This is a genomic window from Phenylobacterium sp. (assembly GCF_028290885.1).
Classification (GTDB): domain Bacteria; phylum Pseudomonadota; class Alphaproteobacteria; order Caulobacterales; family Caulobacteraceae; genus Phenylobacterium.
The window spans coordinates 1-10019 of the sequence record NZ_JAQGIZ010000130.1 but is presented as its reverse complement, the minus strand read 5'-3'; the positions used below and the strand labels follow the sequence as shown (position 1 = coordinate 10019).

The window sequence follows — 10019 nt, the reverse complement described above, 5'->3', positions numbered from 1 at the left end:
TTGATGTGCTGCAGCCGGTTCGACTGGAAGGTGGTGTTGAGGTCGAGTTCGCCGCGCTGCACCCGCCGCTCGGCGGAGACCGCATCGGCGGTCGGATAGTAGTTGATCCGGTCGATGCACACGTGGGCGGCGTCGTAGAACTGCGGGTTCCTGGCGACCTCCACCCGGTCGCCGAGCCGCCAGGCGGCCAGCCTGTAGGCGCCGTTGGAGACGTAGTTCGCTGGGTTCACCCAGGCGTCGCCGAGCCTTTCAACCACATGCTTGGGCACGGGGTAGAAGCTCTGATGCATCAGCAGCTGCGGCAGGTAGGGCGCCGGGTGTTCCAGGGTCAGTTCGAGCGTGTGGGCGTCCAGCGCGCGGGCGCCGACGGCGCCCAGCGGCGCCTTGCCCTCGTTCACCGGCTGGCCGTTCTTCAGGATCGTGACCAGGTAGGCGTAGATCGAGGCCGTCTTCGGATCCAGAATCCGGCGGAAGGCGTAGACGAAGTCGTCGGCGGTGACCGGCGCGCCGTCCGACCACTTGGCGTCGCGCAGTCGGAAGGTCCAGGTCAGGCCGTCCGGGCTGGTCGTCCAGGAGGTCGCCATGCCCGGCAGCGGCTCGGCGTCGGGCGCCTCGGTGGTCAGCCCCACCATCAGGTCGCCGAGGATACGGCCTTCGGTGAGCAGGTTAGCCTTCTGTGGGTCGAGCGTCAGGGGCTCGGTCTCGTTGCCGTACTCCAGGCAGACCTGGCCCGCGGGACAGGCGGGCCGCTGGACCTTGCTCTGGCACCCGGTGAACGCGACCGCCGCGACGGCGAGAAGGATGGCGAGCGGCGGCTTGCGCAAGGATAGCGACTCCGTGAGGGGCGAACGCCATCACTCCCTTGCCAATGGGGAAAAGTCGAGGCGGCCCCGGCCCATTGGGTCAGTGCAGGTGAAACTCGCCGCCCATGGCGCGCAATTCGGCGGGCTTGATCAGCCGGCAATGGCCGACCGTCACCTTGAACAGCGGGCCCTCCAGGGTGCGGGTCCAGAAGTCCAGGAAGCGCTTGAGGACCGGGAACTCCGGAAACAGATCGTACTCCTGCCAGATGTAGCTCTGCAGCAGGGCCGGGTGGTCGGGCATGCGGTAGAGGATCTCGGCGGTGGTCAGGCCGTAGCCGGCCAGCTGCTTGCGGAATTCGGGCGACGCCTTCATCGCAACGACCTCGACGCTGTTCACCTCGCCTGAGGATAAGCCTGATTCGTAAATGAAGGTTCCACAAAATCAGTGCCTTAGCACTCGACAAGCATGACTGCTGCTTACGGCTTGGGAAGCAGCCGGACCGGCACGGGCGTCTCGAACGCCACCCACCCGTTTGCAGCGACGACGTCGTTGCTCTCCTTCGCCTCCCGGCCGGGCCCAAGTGACCAGGTGATGTGGAAGGTTCCCCCGTCGGGCCGGGCGGCGGCGCCGTCGATGCGCACCACCATCGCCTGCACGCCCGCGCCGTCGTCCGCCTCGCCGACGATCTCGGCCGCCACCTCGCCGGGCGCCTCGGCCATGCGGTCGCCGAACTTCAGGGTCACATGATGCGCCACGGCTCGCGCGTAGCGCGGCGGGAAGCGGGCGAGCAGCGCATCACGCTGGCCCGGGTCGAGCAGCCAGCCGGTGTAGAAGTAGGTCGGGTCCGCCATGGTGTCCTCTGCTCAAGGCTGCGCTAGTCTAACGTCACCGACGCCGGAGCCCGCCATGCGCGCAACTGCCATCGCCCTTGCCTGCTTCGTGGCGCTCGCCGCTCCCGCGATCGCCCAACCTGCCGCGACGCCCGCCGGCCCCGAACGGTTCGCCCCCGAGATCGCGGCCTTCGCAGCGGCCGACCGCGACCACATGCCGGCGCCTTGCGGCTTCCTGTTCGTGGGTTCGTCCAGCATCCGGTTCTGGAAGACGCTCGGCGCGGACATGGCCCCCATGCCGGCCGTCAACCGCGGCTTCGGCGGCTCGACCATCGCCGACGTGGACTACTACTTCGACCGCGTGGTGGCGCCCTACCGTCCGCGCGCCATCGTGTTCTACGCCGGCGAGAACGACCTCGACGCCGGCGCGGCGCCCGGCGCCGTCACGGCGGACTTCGCGAGCTTCATGGATCTGAAGACCAAGGCGCTTGGCCCAGCGCCGGTCTATTTCATCTCGCTGAAGCCTTCCAAGCTGCGCTGGGCGCAGCGCGACGCCCAGGCGCAAGTCAACGCCCAGATCCAGGCGATGGCGGCTCTGCGTCACGACCTCCACTATGTCGACGTGGCCCCGGCCATGCTCACCGGCGGCGTGCCCAAGGACATCTACGTCGCCGACGGCCTGCACATGACGCCGGAGGGCTATCGGCTGTGGACCGCCGTGGTGCGCCCGGTCGTCCAGGCCGAGGCCAAGCGCCCGACAAGCTGCAAGGTTTCCTGACTCCCCGCCTCGCGGCGCGGAACTCCGGGCGGCCTGCGTGGTTGCGGCGGCAAGGAGACCTGCCATGCCGCATGTCCGCAGCGACGTCGACGCGCCCCCGCCCCGTTGGGGCGACCTTCCGCCCCTGATCGCGAGCGCCGCCGAGCCGGTCCACGCTATCGAGGACCCGCTGTTCGGCCAGCTGTTCGACCGCTTCGGCGACGCCCGTGTCGTGCTGCTGGGCGAGGCGAGCCACGGCACCTCGGAGTTCTACCGCGCCCGCGGCGAGATCACCCGCTGGCTGATCGAGAACCACGGCTTCAGCATCGTGGCCTTGGAGGCCGATTGGCCTGACGCGCGGGTGTTCGACGCCTTCGTGCGGTATCGCCCGGCCCCGAAGGGCGCGTCGCAGGCCTTCACGCGGTTCCCGACCTGGATGTGGCGAAACCGCGAGTTCGAGGGCTTCCTGGAGTGGCTGCGCGACCACAACCGCCTGCGGCTGGAGGGCAAGCGCGCCGGCGTCTATGGCCTCGACCTCTACAACCTCTCAGCCTCGATGCGGGCGGTGATCGACTACCTGGAGCGCGAGGACCCCGAGGCCGCCAAGGTCGCACGCCAACGCTACGGTTGCCTGACGCCGTGGGCCGACGAGCCCGCCGCCTATGGCCGCCTGGCGCTCACCTCCGGCTATGCGCGCTGCGAGGCCGCGGTGACGGCCATGCTCGCCGACTTGCTGGAAAGGCAACTGGCTAAGGGCGGCGAGGATGGCGAGGGCCTGCTCGACGCGGCCCAGAACGCACGGCTGGTACGCGACGCCGAGGCCTACTACCGGGTGATGTACTACGGCGGCGCGGAGAGCTGGAATCTGCGCGACACCCACATGTTCGAGACCCTCCAGGCGGTCCTGGACGCCAAGGGGCCGCAGGCCAAGGCGGTGGTCTGGGCGCACAACTCCCACATCGGCGACGCCCGGGCGACCGAGATGGGCCAGGTCCGCGAAGAACTGAACCTCGGCCAGCTTTGCCGCCAGCGGTGGGGCGGCGAAGCGGTGCTGATCGGCTTCGGGACGCATGGCGGAACGGTGGCCTGCGCCAGCGACTGGGACGGCCCCATGGAGGTCAAGCCGGTGAACCCGGCCCTTGCGGAGAGCCACGAGCGCCTGGCTCATGAGGCCGGGATCGAACGCTTCGTGCTGGACCTGCGGCCCGGCGTCCACGACGACCTGCGCTCCCGCCTGGCCGACCCCAGGCTCGAACGGTTCATCGGGGTGATCTATCGCCCCGAGACCGAACGCTGGAGCCACTACGTCGAGTGCCACCTGCCCGAACAGTTCGACGCCTGGGTGTGGTTCGACGAAACCCGCGCGGTCACCCCGCTGCCGGTCGAAGCCCGGCCGGAACACCAGGCCGGCGACGAAGAGACCTGGCCGTTCGGGCTGTAAACGTCCACGGCCCCCGGATTCCGCGGTTGGCGGCGCGCCCAGATCAGTTATCGTTGTTCAGATGACCGCCCATCAGAGGCGGCTAGGAGGACATGCGCGATGAAGTTCACCTGGTTCAACCTGATGCCGTGGCCCTATCTGCCGGACGATTTCCGGGAGAAGAACCGGTCGGTCTGGGTGGACATCGACCAGAAGCTGTTCGATCCGGTGAAGAGCCATGAGGTCTACAACACCTACATGGACCTCCTGGAATACGCCGACACCCTCGGGTTCGACGGCGTCGGGGTGAACGAGCACCACCAGAACGGCTACGGCATCATGCCCAGCCCCAACCTCATCGCCGCGGGACTGGCGCGCCGGACCAAGGACGCGGCCATCGTCGTGCTGGGCAATTCCATCGCCCTCTACAATCCGCCGGTCCGCGTGGCCGAAGAGTTCGCCATGCTCGACTGCATCTCCGGCGGGCGGCTGGTGGCGGGGTTCCCGGTCGGGACCTCCATGGACACCAACTACTGCTACGGCCAGATCCCCAGCCTGACGCGGGAGAAGTACCAGGAAGCCCACGACCTGATCATCAAGGCCTGGACGACCCGCGAGCCGTTCGCCTTCAACGGCCGCTACAACAAGCTGCGGCACGTCAACATCTGGCCCAGGCCCATCCAGCAGCCGCATCCGCCGGTGCACATCCCCGGCGGCGGGTCGGTGGAGACCTACGACTTCTGCATCGACAACACCTACTCGTACTCCTACCTCAGCTTCTCCGGCTACCTGCGGGCCCAGGCGCTGATGAGCGGCTACTGGAAGCAGGTGGAGGCGCGCGGCGTCGACAAGAGCCCCTACCGCGCGGGCTTCGCCCAAACCATCCTGGTGGCCGACACCGACGAGGAGGCCGAGCGGCTCTATTCCGAACACGTCAGCTATTTCTACAATCGCTGCCTGCACGTCTATCCGGGCTTCGCCGACGCGCCCGGCTACCGCACGATCAAGACCATCCAGACCGGCGCGCTGTCGCAATACGCCCCGCCGCGCGGCGGCTACGCGCAGCTCACTTGGAAGGACCTGACCGAAGGCGGCCACGTGATCGCCGGGTCGCCGGAAACTGTCCGCCAGCGGATGGAGGAGCTGATCAAGGGCCTCAACGTCGGCAACATCTTCTGCCTGATGCACGTCGGGAACATGCCGGCCGACAAGTGCATGTATTCCAGCAAGCTGTTCGCCGAGAAGGTGATGCCGAAGCTTCGCGGCATGTTCCCCGACTGGGCCGACGACAACCGCTTCTGGACAACGCCGCTGAAGAACCGGGTGACCGCGGGCAGCCTGCCGAAACAGGCGCCGAGCGCCGCCGACCTCGCCAAGACCTACGCGTAAGGGGGGTGACGATCATGGAGCTGAAGACCGTCCAGACCCGCCACCTTCCCGTCCGCTACTTCGAGGGCGGGTCGGGCCCCGACCTGGTCTACCTGCACGGCGAAGGCGGCGTGACCGCCGAGGATCCATTCCTGGGCGCGCTGGCCGCCAAGCACCACGTCTACGCGCCATTGATCCCCGGCTACGGCGACTCGGAAGAGGCGCCCGAGATCCGCGACATGCTGGATTTCACCTTGCACAGCTGGGACGTGGTCGAGGCGCTGGGTCTCAAGGACCCGATCCTCGTCGGCCACTCCATGGGCGGCATGATCGCAGCCGAAATGGCGGCGGTGGCGCCCAACGACGTCTCGCGCCTGGCGCTGATCGCGCCGGCCGGGCTGTGGGACGACGCCCATCCGGTCCCCGACCTCTTCTCGACCCTGCCGTTCGAGATGCCGGCGCTGTTGTTCCACGACGCCGAGGCCGGCGCGGCGATGATGACCGCCGGGCGCAACGTCGAGGACCCGGGATTCCTGCAGGCCTATCTTGTGGCCAACGCCCGCCAGCTCGGCATGGCCGGGCGCATCCTGTTCCCGATCCCGGAGCGGGGGCTCGCCACGCGGCTCTACCGGATCAAGGCCCGGACCGTGCTGATCTGGGGGGATAGCGACCGGCTGATGCCGCCCGCCTATGCGCACGCCTTCAAGAAGGGCATCGCCGGCGCCCAGCTGGTCTCGATCCCCGAGGCCGGCCACATGGTGATCGTCGAGAAGACCGCCGCGGTGGTGGAGGCGATCTCCACCCTCGGCTGAGCGGTGCTCCCGCAGCGGGCGCCGGCGCACTACATGCGCAGGATGTCGCTCGCCCGCCAGCCGTCGCTGTTCGAAGCCGAGGCCGCGCCGGGGCTGCCGGACGGCTTCGCCTATCGGCCGGAGTTCCTTTCGCCGGCGGAAGAAGCGCAGCTCGCCGCCTGGCTCGCGACCCTGCCGTTCGAGGCCTTCCAGTTCCGCGGCTATGAGGGCAAGCGGCGGGTCGTCTCCTTCGGCTGGCAGTACGACTTCACCCGCAGCCATCTGGTGAAGGCCGACGACATGCCGGCCGAGCTCCTGCCGGTCCGCGCGCGGGCGGCCGCCTTCGCGGACCTGGCGCCGGAGGAGCTGCAGCAGTGCCTGCTCAACGAGTACCTCCCCGGCGCGCCGATCGGCTGGCACCGTGACCGGCCGATGTTCGAGAAGGTGACGGGGATTTCGCTGCTCGCGCCCTGCAACTTCCGGCTCCGGCGGCGCACCGAGACCGGCTTCGAGCGGACCGCGATCGAGTTGGCGCCGCGGTCGATCTACCTGATCACCGGGGCGGCGCGGAGCGTCTGGGAGCACTCGATCCCGCCGGTGAAGGCGCACCGCTACTCGATCACCTTCCGCAATTTCCGCGGCTGAACGGCGCCTCCCGGCGCGGATGATCCGGGGGCGGGGTCGGAGCGGTCTTTCCGCGGACGAGCCTCACAGCTGACCTCCACGGCCGCGTTCGATATTTTCCATTTCGGCATCAGTCTTGGGCCGCAGCGGGAGATTATCATTTGCCTCAGCGACGCCATGTTCCGGCTCGCGCGGTCGCTCAATGGCCGCGCTTCCCGTTCGCCCATCCCAACCGGAAGGCCCGTCACCGTGCGTCATCTGTTCAAGTCCGCCGCCCTTGGTCTCGCCGCCGCCCTCGCGCTTTCGACCGGCGCCGCCCAGGCCCAGCCGATCAGCGCCTCGCCCGCCGCCGTCCAGGCCGGCAGCTACAAGCTTGACCCGGCCCACAGCAAGATCACCTGGTCGGTGACCCACTTCGGCTTCTCGACCTACGTCGGCCAGTTCGCGTCGGTGAACGGGACCCTCAAGCTGGATCCCAAGGCGCCCGCCGCCGACGCCGTCAACGTCACCGTCGACACAGGCTCGGTGGGCACGCTCAACCCGGCGCTGGACACCCACCTGAAGTCCAAGGAATTCCTCGACGTCGCCGCGTTTCCGACCGCCACCTTCAAAGCCACCAAGGTGACCGTGACCGGTGCGCGGACCGCCAACATCGACGGCCAGCTGACGCTCCATGGCGTCACCAAGCCGGTGGTCGTGCAGGCCGTGTTCAACCAGGGCGGGGCTAATCCCCTCGACAAGAAATATTCCCTGGGCTTTGCCGGCTCCGCGAAGATCAAGCGCTCGGAGTTCGGCATCACCTCCTACGTGCCGGCGATCAGCGACGATGTCACCTTGACCATCGAAGCCGAGTTCAAGGCGGTTCCGGCGGCCTAAGGCGCACCCCACGCCGAAGACGAAGGGCCGCCCGCAAAGGCGGCCCTTCTTTGCGTCTAAAGCAGGTCGCCGCCGGCCGCCGCCGCTGTCGTACCGTCCTTCTGGAAGGCCTTGATCACGTTGCGGCCGACGGTCCAGCGATGCACTTCGTCCGGGCCGTCCACCAGCCGCTGCGAGCGGATGTGGGTGTACCAGCCGGCGAGCGGGGTATCGCGGCTGTAGCCCAAAGCGCCGTGCAGCTGGATCGCGGTGTCGACCACGTGGTGGACCATGTGCGCCAGGTAGACCTTGGCGATGGAGTTCTCTTGCCGCATGTCCATGCCCTTCTCCGCCTTGTAGGCGATGTGCAGCAGCATCAGGCGCGAGATGTAGAGCTGGGTCGCGCACTCGGCGAGCATGAACTGCACCGCCTGGCGCTCGTCGAGCTTCTTGCCGAAGGTCGAGCGCTTGGTGACGTGGGCCGTGGCCATGTCGAGCGCCCGCTGGGCCATGGCGACGTTGTGCATGCCGTGCCGCAGACGCCCGTAGGCCAGGCGGTGCTGGCCCATGTCGAAGCCGCGCCCCTCGCCGCCCAGCAGGTTCTCGGCCGGGACCACCAGGTCCTTGATCTCGATCTCGGCATGGCCGCCGCCCATGATGTGCGACAGCGGGCCTTCCATGGCCATGGTCGGGATGTCGCGCCTGATGCGGTAGCCGGGGTTGGGCAGCTCGACGATGAAGGTCGAGAACTGCTGGTGGCGCGGGGCGTCCGGGTCGGTGCGGGCCATGACCAGGGCGAGGTCCGCGGCGCTGGCGGCCGAGGAGAACCACTTTTCGCCGTTCAGGACGTAGTTCTCGTTGCCGTCCTTGACCGCGCTCGTGCGCATGCCGGTGGCGTCGGCGCCCGCGGCCTTCTCGGTCATCGAGTAGCAGACGCGCTTCTCGCCGTTCAGCAGGGGTTTGAGGAACTTCTCCTTCTGGAAGTCGGTGCCGTGGGCCAAGAGCGTCAGGATGGTGGCGTCGTCCGGCCCCTGGCTGTTCATGGACAGCGCGCCCAGGTGGCTCTGGCCGAGCTCCATCTGGACGAGCGCATTGGCCAGGGGACCTAAGCCCATGCCGCCATATTCCTTGGGCACGAACGGCAGCCACAGGCCCTGGGCGCGGGCCTTGCCGCGCAGATCGGCCAACACCTGCTTGTAGGACGCCTCGTCCTTGATCAGCTTCTCGGCGGGGATGCATTCGTCCTGCACCCACTGGCGCACGCGCTCGCGGACCGCCTTGGCTTCCGGAGGGATCTCGAAGTCGATGGACATGGCGCTTCCTCGCTGATGTTGGTTGCCGCCAGCGTCCGTCGCGAGGCGGCGCGGAGCAAGCGGCATCGTCGAGCTGCGCCCAAAAGAAAGGGCCGCCCCGGCGTGGGCGGCCCAGGTCTTTCGAGGGTCTTCCGATCCTCAGGCCTCGGGCATATCCCCGCGTTCGCCAGTCTCGCGGCGCGCCCGTTCCAGCTCTTCGGCCTCCGGGCCCTCCAGCGCCTCTTCCGCCTCCTTGGCCTTATGTTCGACCTGCCCGCTCTCCACGAACTTGCGTTCCTCCTCGTCGAAACGGCGCGCGGCGTCGTAGTTGCCCTCGCCTTGGATCTTGTCCTTGTCGGTCATGGCCAGGCCTCCTTGCCTCATCTGGGTAACCCGGAGCCATGACTGGGGTCCCAATAGAGTAGGTCGATGATACGGATAGAATAAAACGATTAGCTCTATTGTTCTGGAAGGCGTTAGTGCGCCATTGGAAGACCTTCGCGCCGACGCGTTCGGCGGACTGCCCCAAGGGAGACGACCATGAGCCTCGCCACCAGCAAGACCCTCGACAACCTCAAGGCCGCGTTCGCGGGCGAGAGCCAGGCGAACCGCCGCTATCTCTACTTCGCCCAGAAGGCGGACGTGGAAGGCTACAACGACGTCGCCGCGGTGTTCCGCTCGACGGCGGAAGGCGAGACCGGCCACGCCCACGGCCACCTGGAATTCATGGAAGCCGTCGGCGACCCCGCCACCGGCCTGCCGATCGGCGGCACCTCGCTGAACCTGAAGGCGGCCATCGCAGGGGAAACCCACGAGTACACCGACATGTACCCGGGCATGGCCCGCACGGCCCGCGAAGAGAACTTCGACGAGATCGCCGACTGGTTCGAAACCCTGGCCAAGGCTGAGAAGTCCCACGCCGGCCGCTTCCAGCGCGCGCTCGAAACCCTCGACTAATCGCGCCGGTTTTCCGGCTCTCTTCAAGGCGGCGGCCTTCGGGTCGCCGTCGCACTTCAGCTTGGCGGGTCAATCGTGAGCGACAGCAAAGATGCGGGCGGCGGTCCGCCGCGGGAGGGCAGTCTCGACGCGCCCTTCCGGCATCCGATCGCCTGGCGCGACGACGACTACTACGACCTTGAAAAGGTCGAGGCGGAGATGCGCCGGCAGTTCGACGTCTGCCACACCTGCCGCCGCTGCTTCAACCTGTGCGACAGCTTCCCCAGGCTGTTCGACGCCATCGACGAGAGCCCCACCGGCGAACTCGATAGCGTGCCGAAG

At 67.9% G+C, this 10019-nt stretch carries 13 protein-coding genes; 8 read left to right on the top strand and 5 right to left on the bottom strand.

Annotated elements, in window-relative coordinates:
* The 3 genes from JWP28_RS08870 to JWP28_RS08860 all read right to left on the bottom strand — a co-directional run.
* A partial coding sequence (locus JWP28_RS08870) for a peptide ABC transporter substrate-binding protein (protein WP_299542164.1) occupies positions 1-824 on the bottom strand: 824 nt, incomplete at its 3' end.
* A 79-nt stretch (positions 825-903) separates the two neighbouring features.
* Complete coding sequence (locus JWP28_RS08865; RefSeq protein WP_299542162.1) at positions 904-1176, bottom strand: usg protein; 273 nt, start codon at positions 1174-1176, stop codon at positions 904-906.
* Between the two features lie 104 nt (positions 1177-1280).
* A complete protein-coding gene (locus tag JWP28_RS08860; protein WP_299542160.1) occupies positions 1281-1655 on the bottom strand; it encodes a hypothetical protein in 375 nt (124 codons plus the stop codon).
* A gap of 55 nt (positions 1656-1710) precedes the next feature.
* On the opposite strand from JWP28_RS08860, the gene JWP28_RS08855 reads away from it, so the two are divergent.
* From JWP28_RS08855 to JWP28_RS08830, 6 genes are all read left to right on the top strand, one after another.
* Positions 1711-2412, top strand: a complete 702-nt coding sequence (locus JWP28_RS08855) for a GDSL-type esterase/lipase family protein (RefSeq protein ID WP_299542158.1) — start codon at positions 1711-1713, stop codon at positions 2410-2412.
* 64 nt (positions 2413-2476) lie between these two features.
* Positions 2477-3832 carry an erythromycin esterase family protein gene (locus JWP28_RS08850; protein ID WP_299542156.1) on the top strand — a complete coding sequence of 452 codons (1356 nt, stop codon included), beginning with the start codon at positions 2477-2479 and terminating at the stop codon, positions 3830-3832.
* 99 nt (positions 3833-3931) lie between these two features.
* A complete protein-coding gene (locus tag JWP28_RS08845) occupies positions 3932-5200 on the top strand; it encodes an LLM class flavin-dependent oxidoreductase (RefSeq protein WP_299542154.1) in 1269 nt (422 codons plus the stop codon).
* A 14-nt stretch (positions 5201-5214) separates the two neighbouring features.
* On the top strand, positions 5215-5991 hold the full coding sequence (locus tag JWP28_RS08840; protein ID WP_299542152.1) for an alpha/beta fold hydrolase: 777 nt from the start codon (positions 5215-5217) through the stop codon (positions 5989-5991).
* A gap of 33 nt (positions 5992-6024) precedes the next feature.
* Positions 6025-6615 (top strand): alpha-ketoglutarate-dependent dioxygenase AlkB, encoded by a 591-nt coding sequence (locus JWP28_RS08835; protein ID WP_299542150.1) that lies wholly within the window; start codon positions 6025-6027, stop codon positions 6613-6615.
* Between the two features lie 228 nt (positions 6616-6843).
* Positions 6844-7470, top strand: a complete 627-nt coding sequence (locus JWP28_RS08830; protein ID WP_299542148.1) for a YceI family protein — start codon at positions 6844-6846, stop codon at positions 7468-7470.
* Between the two features lie 56 nt (positions 7471-7526).
* Here JWP28_RS08830 and JWP28_RS08825 read toward each other — a convergent pair whose 3' ends face one another.
* Positions 7527-8762 (bottom strand): acyl-CoA dehydrogenase family protein, encoded by a 1236-nt coding sequence (locus JWP28_RS08825; protein WP_299542146.1) that lies wholly within the window; start codon positions 8760-8762, stop codon positions 7527-7529.
* Positions 8763-8900: 138 nt separating this feature from the next.
* On the bottom strand, positions 8901-9104 hold the full coding sequence (locus tag JWP28_RS08820; RefSeq protein WP_299542144.1) for a hypothetical protein: 204 nt from the start codon (positions 9102-9104) through the stop codon (positions 8901-8903).
* Positions 9105-9281: 177 nt separating this feature from the next.
* On the opposite strand from JWP28_RS08820, the gene JWP28_RS08815 reads away from it, so the two are divergent.
* Together JWP28_RS08815 and JWP28_RS08810 are read left to right on the top strand one after the other, a co-directional pair.
* The gene (locus JWP28_RS08815; protein WP_299542142.1) at positions 9282-9698 is read left to right on the top strand and encodes a rubrerythrin family protein; all 417 of its coding nucleotides are present in this window, start codon (positions 9282-9284) and stop codon (positions 9696-9698) included.
* Between the two features lie 75 nt (positions 9699-9773).
* Positions 9774-10019 (top strand): hypothetical protein (locus JWP28_RS08810; protein WP_299542140.1); only part of this gene is annotated, 246 nt, incomplete at its 3' end.

Excerpts from the sequence above, each read along its gene's own strand:
- JWP28_RS08815 (WP_299542142.1), top strand. The coding sequence starts at position 9,282 with ATGAGCCTCGCCACCAGCAAGACCCTCGACAACCTCAAGGCCGCGTTC.
- JWP28_RS08820 (WP_299542144.1), bottom strand. The coding sequence starts at position 9,104 with ATGACCGACAAGGACAAGATCCAAGGCGAGGGCAACTACGACGCCGCG.
- JWP28_RS08840 (WP_299542152.1), top strand. The coding sequence starts at position 5,215 with ATGGAGCTGAAGACCGTCCAGACCCGCCACCTTCCCGTCCGCTACTTC.
- JWP28_RS08825 (WP_299542146.1), bottom strand. The coding sequence starts at position 8,762 with ATGTCCATCGACTTCGAGATCCCTCCGGAAGCCAAGGCGGTCCGCGAG.
- JWP28_RS08850 (WP_299542156.1), top strand. The coding sequence starts at position 2,477 with ATGCCGCATGTCCGCAGCGACGTCGACGCGCCCCCGCCCCGTTGGGGC.
- JWP28_RS08855 (WP_299542158.1), top strand. The coding sequence starts at position 1,711 with ATGCGCGCAACTGCCATCGCCCTTGCCTGCTTCGTGGCGCTCGCCGCT.
- JWP28_RS08865 (WP_299542162.1), bottom strand. The coding sequence starts at position 1,176 with ATGAAGGCGTCGCCCGAATTCCGCAAGCAGCTGGCCGGCTACGGCCTG.
- JWP28_RS08860 (WP_299542160.1), bottom strand. The coding sequence starts at position 1,655 with ATGGCGGACCCGACCTACTTCTACACCGGCTGGCTGCTCGACCCGGGC.
- JWP28_RS08835 (WP_299542150.1), top strand. The coding sequence starts at position 6,025 with ATGCGCAGGATGTCGCTCGCCCGCCAGCCGTCGCTGTTCGAAGCCGAG.
- JWP28_RS08845 (WP_299542154.1), top strand. The coding sequence starts at position 3,932 with ATGAAGTTCACCTGGTTCAACCTGATGCCGTGGCCCTATCTGCCGGAC.